The organism is Pantoea folii (assembly GCF_056678875.1).
In genome coordinates, this window is the sequence record NZ_JBWXON010000017.1 from 42256 (window position 1) to 63171 (window position 20916).

Here is a 20916-nt window from a genome sequence, read left to right on the forward strand (position 1 = left end):
TAAGCCAGTGAGTGCGTCTATAACCTGGTACGCATGAATGCGCACTCTACGAAAACCGCACCAAACAATGTAAGGGTGTCATTAATCGCACCGAGCAGCGTAGCGCGTCATTCATGGCGAGCAAAACCAGGCATTACACAATAAATTACGCCGCTATGGCAGGGGGCACTGACCAGTAGCGGCGCTATTTATCGCGCAACGGAAGAATCAGCACACGCCGAAATCGCCTTCTTCGTGATACAAATTCACGCTATCAGCTCTGACTTCGATCTCACGCTTGATGGCATCATCAACGCGTGCGCACCATAACAACTCACCTTCAACCCGTGTGACCTGCATCTTTGGGCCACCGGTCTTCGACTGCACAAAATCATCAACTTTAAACATGCTGTTTCTCCCTCAGGTCAGTGATAGCGCTAAGTGTATATGCGCTTGAACTCAGGTGCGCTCGATTTTGTGCGCTGGTATCCAACCTCAAATTAAATCCGGGATCACAGGACACTTGTTGTTCTCTCACGCCTTAAATGCTGATGACATAGCATCTGAAAACTGAAGGTGGTTGTCAGTTGACAACCTAATGTTCAAAGTATAAGGTGGCATGCAATGTCAGAAAGGAAGCGACACCCGCACAAAGAGATTGAAAGCGTTTTACGTTATGCAGAAGTTCAGGGATGGAAAATTGTGCAGGGTGGGCATCATGCGTGGGGAAAAATGTATTGCCCGGAGAATTCAGCAGAGTGTCGATGCGGTGATTTCTGTATTACCTGCATCTGGAGCACGCCTAAGAGCCCTGAAAATCATGCCAGGATGTTAAAGCGAGTGGTGGATAACTGCTCAAGAGTGAAACGATAAGGATGTAAAAATGGAATTTGAATTCACGTTACGTTTTCAGTTGAGTGACGCTGTTTCTGATGACGAAGCCCTGGAGCGACTCGGTGCTGCCGGTTGCACTGATGCGCTGGTGGGCACTGGCGTAGCCGGTAAATTGAGCCTGATGTACTGCCGGGAAGCGGAGAGTGCGCAGCAAGCGATTCGCGATGCCTTAGCCGAAGTCACTCAGGCTTTACCCGATGCTGAATTGATTGAAGCGGCCCCCGATCTGGTCGGTCTCACGGATATCGCCGAGTTGATCGGCGTATCGCGCCAGAATATGCGGAAGTTAATGCTCACTCACAGCCCGCAGTTTCCACGTCCAATTCATGATGGTAAAACCGCGCTGTGGCACCTTATCGATGTGGTCGAGTGGTTAAATCAACGCGGCTCATCGCGCGTAACACCAGGCATCAGCGAACTGGCGCACGCAACGTTGCAACTCAATTTGCAGCAAGCGCTGCAACGTTACGCGCACTGTCTTTGATTTAATGGTGCAGCAAAAACACCGTTGCCAGACCGAGGAAAATAAAGAAACCGCCGGTGTCGGTGATAGCGGTGATCAGCACGCTGGAGCCTACTGCCGGGTCGCGTTTCATCTTGGTCATGATCAACGGAATCAGTACGCCCATGAGTGCCGCCAGCAGCAGATTAAGCACCATCGCCAGCATCATTACGCCACCGAGTTGCATATTGTCGTACATCAACCAGGTGATGCTGCCCATGATTCCGCCCCAGAATAGCCCGTTAATCAGGGCCACGCCGAGTTCACGTACCACCAGAAAGGAGAAGTTACCGGGTTCCACCTGATGTAGAGCCAGCGCACGCACAATCATGGTGATGGTTTGGTTACCGGTGTTACCGCCAATCCCGGCAACGATAGGCATCAGCGCCGCGAGCGCCACCAGTTGAGAAATGGTCTCTTCAAACAGGCCAATTACGCGAGAAGCGATAAATGCGGTACACAGATTGATGGCAAGCCACGCCCAGCGTTTACCCACCGCTTTGCGCACCGGCGCGAACACGTCCTCACCCTGGCTGATACCGCCCATCTTACGGATGTTGCTTTCGTTCTCTTCGTTAACCAGATCGATCACGTCTTCCACGGTGATACGGCCAATCAACTTACCTTTCGCATCAATAACGGCGGCAGAGATCAGGTTATAACGCTCAAAGGCACTGGCTGCATCTTCGGCTTTGTCGTCGAGCTGAAAGGTGGTCGGGCGCGCATTCATCACGTCCGAAACCAGCGTCTTTGGCTTGTTGAGTAAAATGTCGGTGAGTGTTAACTCACCCAGCAACTGATTCTGTTCGTCAGTAATAAAGATTTTATCGGTACCATCCGGCATGCTTTTGCGCTTGCGCAGAAAGCGCTGCACGGTGGCAAGGGTCACGTCGGAGCGGACGGTCAGAATGTTGAAATCCATCACCTGACCCACGCGGTCGCGATCAAGCTCGATCACTTCCAACAGGCGGGCGCGCAGGTTTGGCTCCAGCGTGGTGAGTAAACGTCCGGTTAAATCGCGCGGCAGATAGCGCGCCAGATATACCTGATCGTCGATGTCCAGCGGCTCAATTGCGTGCAGAATCTCGCGATCAGTCATACCTTCCGTCAGGCTGGCCCAGACGGTTTCAGAGGCTTCGACCAGCACGCGACCGCGCTGCTCGGAGGGTACAAGGCGCCACAATGCCAGACGCTCTTGTTCGGGTAGCGCTTCGAGGATATCCGCTAAGTCAGCCGCATGCAGTTGCTGCAGCTCTTCTTCCAGCTGATGGCGCCAGTCGGTGATCTCCCGCAGCTCAGCGGCATTGAGATCGATAGATTTATCCAGCAGCACATCAACGAGATCGTCTTCGCTGAGAAGCAGATGCAAGATGCGCTGGCGGATTTCAGTTAATTGTTGTGCATACGGAGCAGACATAACGCGTCCCTTGTGTCTGTAAAGTCAGGTCAAAGTGTAGCGCGTTGCGGGTAATCAGGGCGTATTTAGCAGCATTGTCACAAACGGGCAATGTGAAGCGGCAAGCAACGATGACCCGCAAGTTCCTTAGCGCGAATCGCTGGTGCTCAGTGTGGTGACCGGCTCAGGTGCGGCTTTTTTTTGCTGATGATGCTCAATAGCACCGGGGATGATGAAAATCAGACGGCCAACCAAAATGAAGAAACTGATCAGCAAAATAATGCGAGTCATGGTACCGGTTTTGGGACGTCTTCGTGCAGGGATGGCGCTGTTCACGCAGGGTGGTTCCTGTAAATGCCCGGCTGGGCGATGGCAACATTTAGTCACAGTTAGATTGTCAGGTCAATCGCTGTGTGAAAAATGAGCAGTAATGGTTAAGGGTGCGTTGATCAAAATCAGATGAGGCCGCACTCCGCGGCCTCGTCATCAATAGCTGGCTTTTTGCGCCAGTAGCGTGGCGAAACGGTATTTGATGCGATCGCCGTTTTCATCGCGACGATGCAGTTCACCGATATCCTCGTTGTACTTCACGATGTGCCAGTTGCGATAGTAATGGCTCAGCTCACCGGATTTGAACGTAAACGGGAAGTTCTGCGAGTTGGGATAATCATCCGTGCTCATCGCCGCCACAATCAGGTTATAGCCATATTTCAGCGTACTGGCCTGCATATCGGCAATCAGCTGTGGGATGGATTCCGGTTGCAGGAACATCATCACCACTGTGGAGAGCACGAACTGATAGCCGCCGTTGAAACGCACCTGGTTGAGATCGCACAGTTCCGTGCGAATGTTCTCCAGATTCTCTTCCTGAATAATGCTATTCAGACGCTCAAGGCTGACCGGATTGCTGTCCCAGGCCGTCACGTCAAAACCGTGCTGATTCAGGAACAGACTGTTACGGCCCTGGCCGCAGCCGAGATCTAACGCTTTGCCCACTTCCAGTTTTGGCAATGCAGCCAGCACTTCGGAGTGGGTCGGCGTCAGACCGTATTTTTCCGCGAAATAGTTATCGGGACGTGTTGTCATAGCGATACAGCGGGCCAGCAGCCCGCATTACTCCTCTTCCAGCGTCAGTTTCCAGCCGGTGACATCATTCCAGTAGGCTTGCTCACGCTCCAGATCCAACTGTACCAGCGTATTCTGGCTCAGATAGCCACGCGGGAAAGTCAACGTCCAGTTGCTGTCATCTGCGTTGAGTTTGAGCGAGTCCGGCTTGGTGGTGGCCTGGCGCTGATTATTCAGCAGCGTACCCAGACGCAACAGGAACACCATCGGCAGGAACTGTTTCTTTTTGAACAAGGTGAAACGCGGCATCTCATCCTGCTTCACCGCTTTACGATGGTAGCGTACCAGCATGGCCAACAGCATCTGTTGATCCTGATTAAAACCAGGCATGTTGGAGTTCTGCAGGATGTAAGCTGAATGGCGCTGCATGCCGCTGTGATTGATGGTCAATCCGACTTCATGCAGCAGCGCAGCCCATTTCAGTAACGCCGAGAGCTGTGGATTCGCCAGTTTGGGATTTTGGTCCAGCCACTGCAGATAAAGCTGCTCGGTTGTTTCCAGCACGCGGCGTGCCTGATCGCTATCGATAGCGTAGTGGTTAGCCAGACTTTGCGCGGTGCGGCTGCGGATATCCTGATGGCGGAAGCGACCTTCCATCTCATACAGCACACCTTCACGCAGCGCGCCGTCAGACAGGCGCAGTTCGCGAATTGCCAGCGCATCAAATACGCCACACAGAATCGCTAACCCTGGCACAAACACCGCTTTACGCTCTTCCGACAAGCCCGGCAGGCTCAACGCATTAAACGACTTGTGCTTCAGCACCTCAGAGACCAGCATCTCCAGCGTTTCCGGCGTGATCAGCTTCTCTTTCTCACCCATTGCCATCAACACTTCGCAGGCCGCTTTGATCGAGCCTGAAGCGCCGAGCGCATACTGCCAGCCGTGCAGACGATACTGCCAGGCCATGGTTTCCAGCTTCTGCGCTGCGGACAAACGCGCGCGACGGAAGTGTTCAGGCGAAATTTCCCCTTTCGGGAAATAGAGATTGGCAAAGCTGACACAACCCATGCGGCGGCTTTCCACCAGCTGCGGTTCAAAATCCTCACCGATCACCAGTTCGGTTGAACCGCCGCCGATATCGATCACCAGCTTGCGGCCTTTTTCCGGCTGCGTATGCTCCACGCCCATGAAAATCAAACGGGCTTCTTCATTGCCAGAGATGATCTCGATCGGATAGGGGATCACCTCTGCGGCGCGCTGCAGGAACTCTTCGGCATTGGTGGCGATACGCAGCGTGTGCGTACCGACGATAGTGACGTTTGCCGGGCTGAACCCCTGTAAACGCTCCGCAAACAGCGCCAGGCAGCTCAGGCCACGCTCCATCGCCTCATCGCTCAGGCGATTTTGCGCATCTAACCCATCGGCCAGATGCACGCGCTGTTTCAAACGCCCCAATACTTGCATGGCGCCATCGACCACACGGGCAATGACCATGTGGAAACTGTTTGAGCCCAGATCGATGGCAGCAAATTCCTGCGGTTTCGGCGTACTTTTATGGGAAATTGGCATAGGCGTTATTCGGGTTGTTCCAGTTTCTTGATGTAATCGTAAATCGCCAGCTGCGAGCGCACCTTCTTGCGATTGCCGCGCGGAACATAACGGTTACTCAGTTCTTTGTCCACGATGCGCGCTTTCACGGTATCACTCAACAGAATGGCAATGATATCCAGAATGCGCTGCTTCACGCGGGGATCAAGGATCGCCACGGCCACCTCAATACGGTGATCGATATTACGCGTCATCCAGTCTGCGGAAGAGAGATAAACCTTTTTCTCGCCGCCGCTCTCAAAAATATAGACGCGGTCATGCTCAAGATAACGGTCAACGATGCTGGTAATACGAATATTTTCGCTGATGCCCGGTAAATCAGGGATCAGAGAACACATGCCGCGCACCAGTAAATTGATCTTCACGCCCGCAGATGACGCGGCATAGAGGCGATCCACCAGGCCGTTATCGACGAGATTGTTGATTTTCAGCGTAATGCCCGCCGGTTTTTTCTGCTGGGCATTGGCGATCTCGGCATCGATCAACTTATACAGCATGTCGCGCGAGTTCTGCGGCGACACCAGTAAGTGTTCGAACGTCACCGGACGATACGGGTTCTCAATAAAGTTGAACACGCGGCGCACTTCATTGGTGATGCGCGCATCTGCGGTCAGCAATGAATAGTCAGTATAAATGCGTGCGGTTTTTTCGTTGAAGTTACCGGTGCCGATATGCGCATAACGCACAATCTCATCGCCTTCACGACGTGAAATCAGGAACAGTTTGGCGTGAATTTTCAGACCCGGCGCGGAGAAGATCACGTGCACACCGGCTTCGGTCAGGCGTTTTGCCCAGCGAATGTTGGCTTCTTCATCAAAGCGCGCCTGCAGCTCAACCACCACAGTCACTTTTTTACCGTTATAGGCGGCGTGAATCATCGCATCCATGATGCGTGAGTTTTTAGCGACACGATAAATGTTGATCTTAATCGCCAGCACGCTTGGGTCGAACGATGCCTGACGCAACAGTTCCAGTACGTGCTCAAAGGTATGATACGGATAGTAGAGCAGCACATCGCGATTACGGATGGCATCGAAACCGTTACGGAAGCCATCAAAGCCGATGTGACGGATTTGCGGCAGCGGACGGTTTTCCAGATTGGCTTTGCCGACGTTCGGGAAGCCAATAAAGTCTTTAAAGTTGTGGTAACGGCCGCCCGGCACAATCGAATCGTAGTTCGAAATCGACAGCTTATGACGCAGCATTTCCACCATCGCATCCGGCATATCACGCTGATACACAAAGCGCACCGGTTCTGCGTTGAGACGCTGCTTCAGGCTGGAGGACATCAGTTCCAGCAGGCTCGATTCCATCTCGGTAACGAGGTCATACTCGGCATCGCGCGTCATCTTCATCGAATAGGCATTCAGCGCATCGTAATCGAAGAAGCCTTTGAAGATTTCATCCAGGCAATAGCGCAGGATGTTATCCAGCAGAATCATCGGCTTGCGACGACGCGGTGATTCAGCGGGTAAATTGACGAAACGGGGAACCTTGTCAGACGGGATTTCCAGCAGCGCATAACGAATATCGTCGCCGCGAATGATCTCGACCGCCAGATAGGTGTAGTCGTCTTTGAGGAACTCAATCAGATCGGTGTCGTGGTTAATCAGAATCGGCGTGACGTGCTGGCGTAATTGATGTTTGAAGTAATAGCGCAGCCACTCTTGCTGATTCGGCGACAGCTGGCGTTCGTTAATCAGGAAGATCTGATTACGTGCCATCTCCAGCAGCAGGTCGTTGTACAGCGCATCGAATTCCTGATCCGATTTCTGCACCCGCAGCTGAATTTTTTTCAGGATATGACGAAGGGTCGTTGGGGTGCCCTGTTCTTCACCAATCAGAATGCGACGTTTCAGATCGGCGAAGCGCACTTTATAGAACTCTTCGAGATTGTTGGAATAGATTCCCAGGAAGCGCATGCGCTCGATTAGCGGGTTCGTTTTGTCCGCTGCTTCCTGTAATACACGTTCGTTGAAGCTTAACCAGCTTATTTCTTTTTCTATATACAGCTTTTCCTGACCCATTCTGACTCCGTGAGGCTGTTGCTGGACGGATTGTCCGGCGGGAAAATCGCAATAATGCGCCTCCGCTCAGTGTCCGTCACCATTATGGCGAGAGTATGGCAAGCTTGTCCAACGCCAAAGGTTGTCTTATCAATCAGCTACGGGCAACATAGCGACGTGTTTTCACCTGTAACCTGGCCTGCATGAGCATAAATCGTATCCCTGTCCATTTCAGCGACCGCCGTCGTCGTGCCGTCGATCAGTTTGTTCGTCGCGTAGTGACAGGCTGCGGCGTGGGCATTTTGCTGCTGATGCTGCTGCTATTCTTCTGGCTGATCTGGGTGGTGTTACCCCTTTTCAGCGCGCCGGGCATGCAAGCCACCACCAATATGCAGCTTTGGGATAAAGCCCAGGTACTGGCGATGGGCAGCGATGGGCATCTCGGCTGGCGCATCAGCCGCAACGAGGCGCGTTTTATTCCGCTCGACGGACAGCCCGCCGCTGAGGCGCTGACGCTGCAACAGCACCCTGATGCGGCGGTCAACAGCAGCAATAGCAATAGCGTGTTGCTCAATATGCAGGGCGCACTGCTGCTGATGCAACCGCTGATCCACGAAAACCACGGTCAATGGTTCTTCCCGTTTGGCGATCGTCCGCTGCATCTGGCGCAAGGCGCGGTCACCACCATGGCGCTCACCTCGCTAAGCGATCACCAATGGCGGATTGCCGCCCAAACGCCGGCAGGCATCAGCGTAATGACGCTGGAGAACCAGCAAACCGTTAATCAGATTTTGCTGCCACAGCAGCAAGCCGAGCATTTGCTGTTATCCCCCGATGGCACATTACTCTACGCCAGCGAAGGGCGTTTGCTGCGTGTATGGCAAATCACGCCAGAAGGCGCTCAGCTGCGCGAAACGCAGACCCTTAACCAGCGTCCGCAAAGCCTGCATATCCTCACCGGGGGGCGCACGCTGCTGATTCAGGATACCCAGGGGGTCAAGCAATGGTTTGCCATCGCAGGCGATAAAGGGCCGCGGTTGCAGGAAATTCATACCTTTGATCACAGCCAGGATGCGCTGAAGGTTGTGCCTGAGGCGCAGCGTCGTGTGTTTGCCACCTTTAATGCTGCGGGGGAAATCAAACTGTTCGCCAGTAAGCAGCAGGGGCCGATTTTGACGCGTCAGCTGGCACCGGGCATCCAGGCGCTGGCCTTTTCACCCCGCGGCGATGCGCTGATTGTGGAGCGGGAAGGTCAGTGGCAACAGTTTGCGCTGGATAATCCGTGGCCCGATTTCACCTGGCGCAATCTGTGGCAAAAAATCTGGTACGAGAACTATCCGCAGCCGGATTGGGTATGGCAATCCACTGCGGCTGGCGACAGCTATCAGGCCAAATTCAGTCTGATACCGATGGTGCTGGGTACACTCAAAGCCGCCTCGCTGGCGCTGCTGTTTGCCACGCCGCTGGCTCTGGCGGCGGCAATGTACACCGCATGGTTTATGTCTCCGGGATTACGCCGCTGGGTGAAGCCGGGCATTGAAATGATGGGCGCGTTGCCAAGCGTGGTGATTGGCTTGATTGCCGGCGTCTGGCTGGCACCGCACGTGAGTACCGCGCTGGTCGGCGTGTTGCTGCTACCGCTGGTGCTGGCGGTGACTTTATTGCTGTGCGGCGTGCTCAGTCCGCTTTTGCCAGCGCGTTGGCGACGCCCAGGTTTCGAGGTGATTCTGCTGCTGCCGGTATTGCTGGCCGTCACACTCCTGACGCTGTGGCTGCCCACGCAGTTGTGGCCGGATATCGGCGAGCGGTTGGCGCATTATGAACAACGCAACTTATTGGTCGCGGCGCTGGCGATGGGCTTTGCATTGGTGCCGTTGATTTTCACCTTGTCAGAAGATGCTTTATTCAGCGTGCCGGGCGCGCTGGGTCAAGGTTCGCTGGCGCTGGGCGCTACGCCGTGGCAAACCCTGACGCGCGTGGTATTGCCGGGCGCTTCGGCGGGGATATTTGCCGCTTTGATGATTGGCTTTGGCCGCGCAGTAGGGGAAACCATGATTGTGCTGATGGCCACCGGCAACACGCCGGTCAGCGAAGGTGGCTTGTTTGCCGGATTACGTGCACTTTCGGCTAACATCGCCATTGAGATGCCTGAAGCGGCAGCGGGCAGTGCGCATTACCGAATTCTGTTCCTGAGTGCGCTGTTGTTACTGGTATTCACTTTAGTGATCAACACCGTCGCGGAGTTGATTCGTCAGCGTCTGCGCCAGCGCTACAGCCAGCATGAGGGACAGGGATGAAAGCGATGCGTCAAAACGATCGCTGGCGCTGGCTGACTGCTGGTGCGGTGGCCGTGTGTTTACTGGCGTTTACCTTGCTGATTGGCCTGCTGGGATGGCAGGGCATGCGCGCCTTCTGGCCACAACCGGTGGATCAATATCTGTTCCAGCCGCCGGAAGGCTCGGCGGTGATGGTGCTGGGCGAAACGCTGCATAAACAGCCGCAGGGCGAGCAGTGGCGCTATGTGGTGAAAACGGGCAATCGCGATTTTGCCGCACCGGATTTCCGTGTGCTGTATAGCCAGGGCGCGGCGAAAACGCGTCGCCCGGCAGATGCGGTGGTTTTACAGCGTCGCAGCGGTGGCAACGCTTACGGCTGGCTGATTGAACTGCGGGAAGACAATGAAGTGCTGACCGCGCGCGATCGTGATGCGCTGCTGCATCAGCGGTTGGCGCAAGTCCATGAGCAGCTACGCCAGGCCAGCCATATTCGTCGAGTGCAAATGGCGCGCCTCAATGCACAGCTGGAAAGCCTGCAGCAGCAAGCTGATGAGCAGCGTCAGCGCGGCACGTTCACCTTGCAGGATCAATCGGAATTCGATGCCAACAGCGTGGCGCTACAGCGCCGTTTTAGCGCGCTGGCGCAACAGCTGACGCATCTGCAACACGAAAGTCAGCGCGATACGCTGGTGCTGCGCGATGTACAGGGACAGGATCACATCATCCCGCTGGCGCAGGTGGTGGATGCCTGGTATCCGAACGCGATGTCGTTTGGGCAGAAGTTGCAGCACTTCTTCAGTCAAATCTGGCAATTTGTCAGCGATTCCCCGACATCAGGCGGCGGCGAGAGCGGGGCGTTCCCGGCGATTTTTGGCACTGTGCTGATGGTGTTGCTGATGTCGATCATCGTGATGCCGCTGGGGGTGGTGGCGGCGGTGTGGCTGCACGAATATGCCGGACGTCATGCGTTAACGCGGCTGGTGCGCATCGCGGTGGTGAATCTCGCCGGTGTGCCGTCGATTGTGTATGGCGTGTTTGGTCTGGGCTTCTTTGTCTGGTTGATCGGCGGCACGATTGATCAGCTGTTTTTCTCGCGCGCGTTGCCGAATCCGACCTATGGCACGCCGGGCCTGCTATGGGCGGCGTTGACGCTGGCGCTGCTGACATTACCCGTGGTGATTGTCGCCACCGAAGAGGGGCTGTCACGCATCCCGGATAATCTGCGTCAGGGCTCGCTGGCGCTGGGTGCCACTCAGGCGGAAACGCTGTGGCGCGTGGTGTTACCGCTGGCGGTCCCGGCGATGCTCACCGGCCTGATTCTGGCTGTAGCGCGTGCAGCAGGGGAAACCGCCCCGCTGATGCTGGTGGGTGTGGTGAAAATGGCCCCGGAGTTACCGGTGGATGCGGTGTTCCCCTATTTGCACCTCGACCGCAAATTTATGCACCTCGGTTTTCAGATTTACGATTTGGCCTTCCAGAGCCCGAATATCGACGCTGACCGACCGCTGGTTTACGCCACCGCCTTGCTGCTGGTGGTGATCATCCTCTCGCTCAATCTGTTGGCGATGGCGCTGCGGCATCGGCTGCGCGAGCGTTACCGCCTCATGACGCACTAGAAAGGTTTTTAGATGACGCCCGATTACGACATCGCGTTAACCGTTAACCAACTGTCGCTGTGGTACGGTGAACGCCAGGCGCTGAACAATATCGATCTGCACATCCCGAAAAACCGCATCACAGCGCTGATTGGTCCGTCCGGCTGTGGCAAATCGACGCTGCTGCGCTGCTTAAATCGCATGAACGATGTGATTGATCGCTGCCGCATTGAAGGTGAAATTCTGCTCGATCAGCATGCGGTGATGCAGGCGAATCAGGATCTGCCTGCGTTGCGTCGCCGGATTGGCATGGTATTTCAGCGCCCGAATCCATTCCCGAAATCGATCTACGAGAACGTGGTGTACGGTTTGCGGCTGCAAGGGGTGCGCGATCGTCGCGTGCTGAACGAAGCTTGTGAACGTGCACTGCGTGCAGCGGCACTGTGGAGTGAAGTGAAAGATCAGCTGGCACAGAATGCGTTGACGCTCTCCAGCGGTCAGCAGCAGCGTCTGGTGATTGCGCGTGCCATTGCCATTGAGCCGGAAGTATTGCTGCTGGATGAGCCGACGTCGGCGCTCGATCCGATTTCCACGCTAGTGATCGAAGAGTTGATGACCACGTTAAAGCAGCATTTCACGCTGGTGCTGGTGACGCACAACATGCAGCAGGCGGCGCGCGTGTCAGATTACACGGCGTTTATGCATAACGGACAACTGGTGGAGTTTGATGAAACCGACCGCATCTTCACCTCGCCAAAAGCGCGCAAAACCGAAGATTACATTACGGGTAGATTTGGTTAAGGGATAAGCAAGTTGCTCTACGTTTTCAGGGCGCAGAAAGGCAACAGGTTTTAGCAGCCCCAGGCGCTGACATCAGCCAGTGACTGGGGTGAATTAAGCGGGGCAACGTGTCTGCACGCGGCTGAATAAGGTGAAAATCAGTCGTGTGCGTAACCCTGAGGTGGCAACGGTTGCCCATCCAGCCAGGCTTTTCCATCACGCATCTGCAAACGACCATCGACAAACCAGCCGATCACCAGCGGATAAATCGCATGCTCCTGATGCTGTACACGTGAGGTGATCTCTTCTTCATCATCTTCAGCAAATACCGGAACGCGCGCCTGCAAAATCACCGGTCCGCCATCCAGTTCGTCAGTAACAAAGTGCACCGACGTGCCGTGTTCCTCATCGCCATTCTCTAGCGCCTGACGATGGGTATGCAGTCCGGGATATTTCGGCAGTAGCGACGGATGGATGTTCACCAACCGGTCGTGATAATGCGCGACAAACGCCTGACTGAGAATGCGCATGTAACCGGCCAGCACCACCAAATCCGGCGCATAGGCATCGATTTCCTGCATCAGTTGGCGGTCAAACGCATCGCGGTCGGCAAAGTCACTGGCGGCGAGGCTATGGCCCGGCACGCTGGCTTCCTGCGCACGCGTCAAACCAAATGCCGAGGCTTTATTACTGAAAACGGCAGCGACGCTGCCGTTAATACGCCCGCTTGCGCAGGCGTCGAGGATGGACTGAAGATTGCTTCCGTTACCGGAGATCAGTACAACCAGTTTTTTCATGGATTAATAACCACTCGCTCTTCTGAGTCAGAGGCTTTAATCACACCGATTTTCCACGCCTGTTCGCCAGCGTCGGTCATCAGCTGTACCGCTTTATCGGCATCGGCCGGGCTCAGCGCGATGATCATGCCCACGCCGCAGTTAAAGGTACGATACATTTCATGACGGCTGACGTTACCGGCCTGCTGTAACCAGCTGAACACGGACGGCCACTGCCAGCTCTTCTCGTCAATCACCGCCTGAGTATTGTCTGGCAACACGCGTGGGATGTTCTCCCAGAAGCCGCCACCGGTCAGGTGAGAAATCGCGTGCACATCCACCTGCTCGATCAGGCTAAGGATGTTTTTCACGTAGATACGAGTCGGTGCCAGCAGGTGATCGGCCAGTGGTTTGCCATCCAGCTGTTTGGTTTCTGGATCAGTCTGGCTGACTTCCAGAATCTTACGCACCAGAGAATAACCGTTCGAATGCGGGCCGCTTGAACCCAGCGCGATCAGCACGTCGCCGTCCTGCACTTTCGAACCATCAATAATTTCTGATTTTTCCACCACGCCGACGCAGAAACCGGCCACGTCGTAGTCTTCACCGTGGTACATGCCTGGCATCTCAGCGGTTTCACCGCCGACCAGCGCACAACCTGACTGCAGGCAACCTTCAGCGATACCGGTGATCACCGCTGAAGCGGTATCCACGTCCAGTTTGCCGGTTGCGTAGTAGTCGAGGAAGAACAGCGGCTCAGCGCCTTGTACAATCAGGTCGTTCACACACATCGCAACCAGATCGATGCCGATGCTGTCATGACGTTTGAGATCCATCGCCAGACGCAGCTTGGTGCCGACGCCATCGGTTCCGGAGACCAGCACAGGCTCGCGGTATTTCTGCGGCAGCGCACAGAGCGCGCCAAAGCCACCCAGCCCACCCATCACTTCCGGGCGGCGAGTTTTCTTTACTACGCCTTTAATACGGTCAACCAGATCGTTACCAGCATCGATATCAACACCGGCGTCTTTGTAGCTGAGAGAGGTTTTGTCGGTCACTGCGGAATCCCCACGCGAATTGCGGTTGGTGGCAAAAATTAAGCGCGCTAATTCTATCAGCGCAGGCAAACGTTTGCGAGTGCCATCTCACGCCGCTTTGCACAGTGCTGATTTTTCGCCAATCCTTAAGATCACGCGAATCGCGCTAAGCCATTGACCAATGACAAGTGGCGCAGCGGCAAAAAGGCGGTATAATCCGGCGATTTTTTTTAGCTCAACTCAATTCCGGGAGAACAATCATGAAGATCGTGGAAGTCAAACACCCGCTGGTCAAACATAAACTGGGCCTGATGCGTGAGCATGATATCAGCACCAAACGCTTCCGCGAGCTGGCCTCAGAAGTCGGCAGCCTGCTGACTTATGAAGCCACTGCCGATCTGGCCACGGAGCGCGTCACCATCGAAGGCTGGAACGGCCCGGTTGACGTCGATCAAATCAAAGGCAAAAAAATCACCGTGGTGCCGATTCTGCGTGCGGGCCTAGGCATGATGGAAGGTGTGCTGGAGCACGTGCCAAGCGCGCGCATCAGTGTCGTCGGTGTCTATCGTGATGAAGAGACGCTGGAGCCGGTGCCGTACTTCCAGAAACTGGTGTCCAATATCGAAGAGCGTTTAGCACTGGTCGTTGACCCGATGCTGGCAACCGGTGGTTCGATGATCGCCACTATCGACCTGCTGAAAAAAGCGGGCTGCAACAGCATCAAAGTACTGGTGCTGGTGGCGGCACCAGAAGGGATTGCGGCGCTGGAGAAAGCGCATCCAGACGTTGAGCTCTACACCGCGTCAATCGATCAGGGATTGAACGAGAAGGGCTATATCATTCCAGGTCTCGGCGATGCCGGCGATAAGATCTTCGGAACGAAATAAATAAAGCATCCAGCCGGCCAGAGAGTCGGCTTTTTTTTGGCAAAAACACAACAACTCAAGTAATGCCCTTTAGTTCAGTGCCGCATAAACACCAGCACCTTTGGTAGCGGCGCGATTTATCGCGCTCTTTTTCCCGACATGGCACTTAGCGTGTTGGAATATTGCGTAATGAATTGCGCGGCTCCCTGATGGCGCGGCCTGAACAAACAGCATTCATAACGACTAATGGGGATAGAGAGATAATGACAAGACGCGCGATCGGGGTAGACGAACGTCCACCGCTGCTGCAAACCATTCCACTCAGCTTACAACACCTGTTCGCCATGTTTGGCGCCACGGTGCTGGTGCCGATTCTGTTCCACATCAACCCGGCCACCGTATTGCTGTTTAACGGCGTTGGTACGCTGCTGTATCTGTTTATCTGTAAAGGAAAAATCCCGGCGTATCTGGGTTCGAGCTTTGCCTTTATTTCACCGGTGCTGCTGCTGTTGCCGCTGGGTTATGAAGTGGCGCTGGGCGGCTTTATTCTTTGCGGTTTCCTGTTCTGTGTAGTGGCGCTGATCGTCAAAAAAGCCGGTACCGGCTGGCTGGATGTGATGTTCCCACCGGCCGCGATGGGCGCAATCGTTGCGGTGATCGGTCTGGAACTGGCGGGCGTGGCAGCCAATATGGCCGGTCTGTTGCCAGCCGATGGCACCTCGCCAGACAGCAAAACCATCATCATTTCGATGGTGACACTGGCGGTCACGGTGTTTGGTTCGGTGCTGTTCCGCGGTTTCCTCGCCATTATCCCGATTCTGATCGGCGTACTGGCTGGCTACGCGCTCTCCTCCTTTATGGGCATCGTAAACTGGCAATCGGTGGCTGATGCGCCGTGGTTTGCACTGCCAACCTTCTACACGCCGCGCTTCGAATGGGCCGCGATGTTGACCATCCTGCCTGCGGCGCTGGTGGTGATCGCTGAGCACGTTGGCCACTTAGTCGTTACCGCCAATATCGTGAAAAAAGATCTGATTCGCGATCCCGGCCTGCATCGCTCGATGTTTGCTAACGGCTTGTCCACCATGATCTCCGGTTTCTTCGGTTCCACGCCAAACACCACTTACGGTGAGAACATCGGCGTGATGGCGATTACCCGTGTATACAGCACCTGGGTGATTGGCGGGGCGGCGATCTTCGCGATTCTGCTCTCTTGCGTAGGTAAACTGGCGGCCGCAATTCAGGCGATCCCGGTGCCGGTCATGGGGGGCGTTTCTCTGCTGTTGTACGGAGTGATCGGGGCTTCCGGTATTCGCGTATTGATTGAATCTAAAGTGGATTACAACAAAGCGCAGAATCTGATCCTGACCTCGGTGATCCTGATCATCGGCGTCAGCGGCGCGAAAGTGCATATCGGCGCTGCAGAACTGAAAGGCATGGCGCTGGCCACCATCGTTGGCGTCGCGTTGGCACTGATTTTCCGCGTAATCAATCTGTTACGGCCCGAGGAAGTGGTAATGGATGCCGAAGAAAAGCGCGAAAGTTAATGCGCTTTGCCGGGCAGGGAAGCCTGGTTCATCTCTTGCAAGGATCGTGATAAACTTGCGCCGTTTTCTGCCTGCTCATCCGTTGAGGTACTTCTGAACACGCCGGCACAGCTTTCACTGCCACTCTATTTACCCGATGATGAAACCTTTGCCAGTTTCTGGCCGGGGGAAAATCCGTCTCTGTTGGCGGCGCTGCAAGGCGCACTCTCTCAGCAACACGGCAGCTATCTCTATTTTTGGTCACGTGAAGGCGGCGGCCGTAGTCACTTACTGCATGCAGCCTGTGCTGAGATGTCGGCCCGTGGTGAAGCGGTGGGATATGTTCCGCTGGATAAACGCACCTGGTTTGTGCCGGAAGTGTTGGACGGCATGGAGAACCTGGCACTGGTCTGCATTGATAATATCGAATGCATTGCCGGTGATGCCGAGTGGGAGATGGCGATCTTCGATCTCTATAATCGTATTCTGGAAATCGGCAAAACGCGTTTGCTGATCACCGGCGATCGTCCACCGCGTCAGCTCAATCTTGGCCTGCCGGACTTAGCATCCCGTCTCGACTGGGGACAAATCTATCGTTTGCAGCCATTGTCAGATGAAGACAAACTCCAGGCGATGCAAATGCGAGCAGGGCTGCGTGGTTTTGAGTTACCGGAAGATGTCGGGCGCTTCCTGCTGAAACGCCTCGACCGCGAAATGCGCACGCTGTTTGATACGCTTGATCGGTTAGATCGCGCCTCTATTAGCGCACAGCGCAAGCTCACCATTCCTTTTGTCAAAGAAGCGCTGGGGCTTTAAACAATCTCCAGCACCGCTTCCGGTGGACGGCCAATTCGTGCCTGATCACCGTTGATCACGATGGGGCGTTCGATCAGTTTCGGATGCTCAACCATCGCCTGCAGCAGTTGATCTTCACTCAACTGGCTGTCTGCCAGATTTAACTCTTTATAAAGATCTTCTTTGCGGCGCATCAGATCGCGCGCACTACTCATGCCTAACTGTTGCAGCAGTTTTTTTAGCGCCTGCACGTCAGGCGGTGTTTCAAGATACAGCACCACATCAGTTTCAATGCCTTTATCCTGCAACAGCGCCAGGGTTTCGCGGCTCTTGCTGCAACGCGGGTTGTGATAAATGCTCACCATTATTTTTATCCTTTCTGATACTGACGGAACCGCTTTTGCAGTTCGCGGAACTGATCGATGCGAGCATCGTAACGTGCCTGTTTCAGGCTGCCGAGCGGCACCTGGGCGCTGGCACTGCTCAGGGTGGTGATCGCCTGATCGAGCTTGCCATTGAGTGCTAACCCTTCCGCTCGTGCCGACAACTCCTCATCCCGTAATCCTTGTGCTGCCGAGGCTTGTGCCAGTAAATCCCAGGCATTGACGTCATCGGGATGGGCAAAGGTATAACGATTGAGGATGCGCGTGGCGTTAGCGGGCTGTTTCGCCTCGACATAAGCGTTAGCGAGGTTGAGCTGCAGCACCGGATTGGTGCTGCTTCCTTTGGCACTGGTTAGCATGTTGATCGCCTGCTGCGGCTGGTTCAGACCGATGTCGATATCCGTCATGATATCCAGCAACCAGACGTTATCCGGCTGTTTCGCCAGCATCGGGGTGATGATTTTTTTCGCACTGTCGAAGCTTTTCGCCTGCAGGAACTGCACTGCTTTACCGTATTGCGATGCCATTTGCTCACGTGAGTTGCCTTTGGCGTATTCATTTAACAGCTCATCGGTCAGCTGATTACGGCCAGTAGCGTACATACCCAACGAGCGCACTTTCGCCATGTAGAAGCCTTCCGATGACTGCACCACCACCGGGCGCATCTGGTTGGCACGGTTACGCGCATCGGCCAAACGGCTATCCGGTAAGGGGTGCGTCAGTAAAATTTCCGGTGGTTTGGAGGAGAAGCGGCTTTGATCGGCGAGCTTCTGCAGGAAAGCTGGCATCGCCTGCGGATCGAAACCTGCACGTTGCAGCACCTGAATGCCGATGCGGTCGGCTTCCTGCTCGTTGGCCTGAGTAAAGCTGATCATACCCTGTTGCGTACCCGCCAACGTACCGGTTAACGCCGCCATCCCGGCTTGTGGGCTGGCAATGGCGAGCAGAATCGACCCCAACGCGCCCACCCAGGTGAGTGGCGCATTACGCTTCTGCTCTTCCATGGCACGTGCCAGATGGCGTTGAGTGACGTGAGAAATTTCGTGCGCCATCACCGACGCCAGTTGGCTTTCATTGTCGGTGTAGCGGAACAATGATGAATGCAGCACTACGTTGCCGCCGAAAAAGGCGAAAGCGTTCAGTTCGTCATTCTGGATGAGAAAGAAGTGAAACGGCGTGCGCACCGAATTGGCATGCGCCACCAGGCGCTGCCCTAACTCATTGATGTATTGATTTAATAGCGGATCGTTAATCAGCGGCGCACTGGCGCGCAGTTGGCGCACGTAGAAGTCGCCAATTTGTAATTCCTGATTAATGGATAGCGTTGAACCCGCTGTGGTTCCCATATCGGGCAGATTATCACTCACGTCCGCGTGCACGGAGAGTGCGGGCGTCAGCAGCAGCGTAGGAATAAGGGCCGCCAGCACTGATTTTTTCAACCGGTTAAACATGCCTTGATCCTGTAAAAGTCACCTGCAATTGGACAGGTAAGTCGTTCAAATGTTCTGCGCGTACTTTCCTTTGACGCAGCGCTTCTATCTTAACCAGCGCGTGGTAACAAGCAAATGAAGAAGCGACACAGACTTAAAATGAAAAAATGGCTACACCGGGCGCTGATTGCAGCAAAAAATTGAATAGTCCGCCACGACCAGGTTAGCGCTTTTACAGGTTCAGAAGTTAAAGTTACGTAAAGTTGCTCAAAATAATTGAATCTGGCATGAACTTTTCCAGGTTTACTCTGAAAAACAAACGTCAAAACAGTGAACTGGCCTGTTTTATCCATCAGTGATTTTAATGGTGATTTTTTATAGGGTCGCCGAAATTTTAGTTAAGTATGGTCATATTTTCAGCTCCCCTGGCTTGATAAAAACTAAATAGCTGACAGTCGATTCAAGCCAGTTATTTTTTTAGGCATCTCTTCAGCTCAATCGAAAGCATTATTCAATTAGCCTGACTAATTATTATTTCCGCAATGAAAATCCCGGATAGGCCAAAACTACAGGACTTTTGCCCTGCTCACGCTGTGATATAGATAAGGCACTTTATTCAAACGGACTGTGAATTAGCGCAGTGCATGCCGGAGAATTTTTATGCGTTCTGTTGTCTCTTACGCCCTGATTGCGATCGTGGGTGGGTTTGTTGGCGCCACCGTCAGCAAAAGTGATGATATTTATCAGCGAGTGGTGAGCCATTTTTCTGCCGAGCCAACCGATCCTGAAGGTTTCTGGAGCACGCCTGCTGTCGATGGTTACGGCAAAATCCATTACGAATCTGATGCCGCCTTTAAACCGGTAGTCGGGCTGAGCAACAAAGTGGTGTTTCAAATCACCAAAAGCGAAGGGGACATGAAGCGGCCTAATCTTGGGCTGGAGCGCGTCGCCCGCGTAGTTAACCTCTACATCGCATCAGGCGTGCCTGCCGATCAGCTGCACTTTGTGGTCTCTGTGACCGGTGATGCCACGCCTGCCATGCTGGATAACGCGCATTTCCAGCAATTTTATAAAGCTGACAACCCCAATCTGGCGCTGATCGGCGAACTCAACAAATTAGGCGTCAAAGTGTCGGTGTGCGATCAGTCAGTGGCGTTCCATCACTTCCCGAAAGAGTGGATCGATCAATCGGTTATTCATGCGTTGTCCAGTCCGACCACGGTGTCGACGCTGGAAAATCAGGGTTATGCCTTCCTGCAAATGTAATTGGGCTTAGGGTCTTCTATCGAGGAGAAGTGAAATGCGTCCAGCGTCCTATATTGTTATCGCCGCACTGGCGGGTTTCGTGGGCGGTAATGTGTTACAGCTTCCAGAGCTGGTGGATAAGGTCAGCAGCAAGTTTGCTGACAACAAAAGCGAGCCAGCGGACTTCTGGAGCACGCCAGCCATCGCGGGCTACGGCAAAATCCATTTTGTGAATACGCCGGATTACAATCCCGCGAATACGCCAGGCCTGAGCAATAAGGTCGTTTTTCAGATCAACCGCACGGAAGGGGATGTCCGTCAACCTAACCTCGGACTGGAACGCGTGGCGCGTGTCACCAACCTTTATTACGCTGCCGGAGTGCCGCTAAATCAGCTGAATTTCGTGGTGTCAATCAACAGCGATGCCGTGCCTGCCGCGCTGAATAACGAACAGTTCCGCAAAGCTTACGGCACAGATAACCCGAACCTGAAATTGATCGATGAGTTGAAGCAGGCGGGAGTGAAGGTCACGATCTGCGATCAGTCGGTGGCGTTCCATCAGCTACAGCGTGACTGGATCGATACGCGCGTCACTCATACGCTCTCCAGTGGCACCACGGTTGCCTCGCTGCAAAACGAAGGTTACGCCTTCCTGATGTTGTAATTCCTGCCTGACAGCAGTTCGCGCTGCTGTCATTTTTTCGTCATCTCCCCGCGATGTTGCTGTCACAGTTCGCCGCTACTTTAAGCGCCA

General features: G+C 54.4%; 20 protein-coding genes. 10 read left to right on the top strand and 10 right to left on the bottom strand.

All coding sequences use genetic code 11. The features are described from left to right. Positions 1-207: 207 nt before the first annotated feature. On the bottom strand, positions 208-387 hold the full coding sequence (locus AC1MDE_RS18705; RefSeq protein ID WP_058959125.1) for a hypothetical protein: 180 nt from the start codon (positions 385-387) through the stop codon (positions 208-210). A gap of 216 nt (positions 388-603) precedes the next feature. Here AC1MDE_RS18705 and AC1MDE_RS18710 point away from each other — a divergent pair, with 216 nt between their 5' ends. Both AC1MDE_RS18710 and AC1MDE_RS18715 read left to right on the top strand, forming a co-directional pair. Continuing rightward, positions 604-852 carry a hypothetical protein gene (locus tag AC1MDE_RS18710; RefSeq protein ID WP_071845604.1) on the top strand — a complete coding sequence of 83 codons (249 nt, stop codon included), beginning with the start codon at positions 604-606 and terminating at the stop codon, positions 850-852. 10 nt (positions 853-862) lie between these two features. Beyond that, the gene (locus AC1MDE_RS18715; protein ID WP_479399194.1) at positions 863-1357 is read left to right on the top strand and encodes a helix-turn-helix transcriptional regulator; all 495 of its coding nucleotides are present in this window, start codon (positions 863-865) and stop codon (positions 1355-1357) included. Position 1358: 1 nt separating this feature from the next. Here AC1MDE_RS18715 and mgtE read toward each other — a convergent pair whose 3' ends face one another. The 5 genes from mgtE to ppk1 form a co-directional block, all read right to left on the bottom strand. After that, positions 1359-2792, bottom strand: coding sequence for a magnesium transporter (mgtE, locus tag AC1MDE_RS18720; protein WP_480344977.1), 1434 nt, complete (start codon positions 2790-2792; stop codon positions 1359-1361). A 126-nt stretch (positions 2793-2918) separates the two neighbouring features. Continuing rightward, the gene (locus tag AC1MDE_RS18725; RefSeq protein ID WP_034825717.1) at positions 2919-3107 is read right to left on the bottom strand and encodes a YfgG family protein; all 189 of its coding nucleotides are present in this window, start codon (positions 3105-3107) and stop codon (positions 2919-2921) included. Between the two features lie 150 nt (positions 3108-3257). Continuing rightward, positions 3258-3857: a tellurite resistance methyltransferase TehB gene (tehB, locus tag AC1MDE_RS18730; RefSeq protein ID WP_160869343.1), complete on the bottom strand. Its 600-nt coding sequence runs from the start codon at positions 3855-3857 to the stop codon at positions 3258-3260. 27 nt (positions 3858-3884) lie between these two features. After that, entirely contained in the window at positions 3885-5408 is a 1524-nt protein-coding gene (ppx, locus tag AC1MDE_RS18735) for an exopolyphosphatase (RefSeq protein WP_034825721.1), read from the bottom strand. A 5-nt stretch (positions 5409-5413) separates the two neighbouring features. Then, positions 5414-7474: a polyphosphate kinase 1 gene (gene ppk1 / locus AC1MDE_RS18740; RefSeq protein ID WP_034825724.1), complete on the bottom strand. Its 2061-nt coding sequence runs from the start codon at positions 7472-7474 to the stop codon at positions 5414-5416. Between the two features lie 182 nt (positions 7475-7656). On the opposite strand from ppk1, the gene AC1MDE_RS18745 reads away from it, so the two are divergent. The 3 genes from AC1MDE_RS18745 to pstB are packed head-to-tail and all read left to right on the top strand — an operon-like array spanning position 7657 to position 12125. Continuing rightward, positions 7657-9750: an ABC transporter permease subunit gene (locus tag AC1MDE_RS18745; protein ID WP_479399188.1), complete on the top strand. Its 2094-nt coding sequence runs from the start codon at positions 7657-7659 to the stop codon at positions 9748-9750. Next, entirely contained in the window at positions 9747-11345 is a 1599-nt protein-coding gene (gene pstA / locus AC1MDE_RS18750) for a phosphate ABC transporter permease PstA (RefSeq protein WP_479399186.1), read from the top strand. The genes AC1MDE_RS18745 and pstA overlap by 4 nt, the downstream gene beginning before the upstream one ends. A 12-nt stretch (positions 11346-11357) precedes the next feature. Further along, positions 11358-12125 (top strand): phosphate ABC transporter ATP-binding protein PstB, encoded by a 768-nt coding sequence (pstB, locus tag AC1MDE_RS18755; protein WP_479399184.1) that lies wholly within the window; start codon positions 11358-11360, stop codon positions 12123-12125. A 137-nt stretch (positions 12126-12262) separates the two neighbouring features. Here the strand turns inward: pstB and purN are convergent, their stop codons facing one another. Together purN and purM are read right to left on the bottom strand one after the other, a co-directional pair. Continuing rightward, the gene (purN, locus tag AC1MDE_RS18760; RefSeq protein ID WP_160834301.1) at positions 12263-12901 is read right to left on the bottom strand and encodes a phosphoribosylglycinamide formyltransferase; all 639 of its coding nucleotides are present in this window, start codon (positions 12899-12901) and stop codon (positions 12263-12265) included. Next, a complete protein-coding gene (purM, locus tag AC1MDE_RS18765) occupies positions 12898-13938 on the bottom strand; it encodes a phosphoribosylformylglycinamidine cyclo-ligase (protein ID WP_034825969.1) in 1041 nt (346 codons plus the stop codon). The genes purN and purM overlap by 4 nt, the downstream gene beginning before the upstream one ends. A 239-nt stretch (positions 13939-14177) precedes the next feature. On the opposite strand from purM, the gene upp reads away from it, so the two are divergent. The 3 genes from upp to hda all read left to right on the top strand — a co-directional run bounded on the left by upp (position 14178) and on the right by hda (position 17125). After that, positions 14178-14804 (top strand): uracil phosphoribosyltransferase, encoded by a 627-nt coding sequence (gene upp, locus AC1MDE_RS18770; RefSeq protein ID WP_034825735.1) that lies wholly within the window; start codon positions 14178-14180, stop codon positions 14802-14804. Between the two features lie 242 nt (positions 14805-15046). Then, positions 15047-16330, top strand: a complete 1284-nt coding sequence (uraA, locus tag AC1MDE_RS18775) for a uracil permease (RefSeq protein WP_058959116.1) — start codon at positions 15047-15049, stop codon at positions 16328-16330. 93 nt (positions 16331-16423) lie between these two features. After that, positions 16424-17125 (top strand): DnaA inactivator Hda, encoded by a 702-nt coding sequence (gene hda / locus AC1MDE_RS18780; protein ID WP_202403671.1) that lies wholly within the window; start codon positions 16424-16426, stop codon positions 17123-17125. On the opposite strand, the gene arsC is transcribed toward hda, so the two are convergent. Both arsC and bepA read right to left on the bottom strand, forming a co-directional pair. Next, entirely contained in the window at positions 17122-17469 is a 348-nt protein-coding gene (gene arsC / locus AC1MDE_RS18785) for an arsenate reductase (glutaredoxin) (RefSeq protein ID WP_058959115.1), read from the bottom strand. The two genes, hda and arsC, sit on opposite strands and share 4 nt — an antisense overlap. A 5-nt stretch (positions 17470-17474) precedes the next feature. Then, positions 17475-18938, bottom strand: coding sequence for a beta-barrel assembly-enhancing protease (bepA, locus tag AC1MDE_RS18790; RefSeq protein WP_058959114.1), 1464 nt, complete (start codon positions 18936-18938; stop codon positions 17475-17477). Positions 18939-19577: 639 nt separating this feature from the next. Here bepA and AC1MDE_RS18795 point away from each other — a divergent pair. Beyond that, positions 19578-20183: a DsrE family protein gene (locus AC1MDE_RS18795; RefSeq protein WP_058959113.1), complete on the top strand. Its 606-nt coding sequence runs from the start codon at positions 19578-19580 to the stop codon at positions 20181-20183. A gap of 34 nt (positions 20184-20217) precedes the next feature. Next, positions 20218-20826, top strand: coding sequence for a DsrE family protein (locus AC1MDE_RS18800; RefSeq protein ID WP_058959112.1), 609 nt, complete (start codon positions 20218-20220; stop codon positions 20824-20826). Positions 20827-20916: the final 90 nt, after the last annotated feature.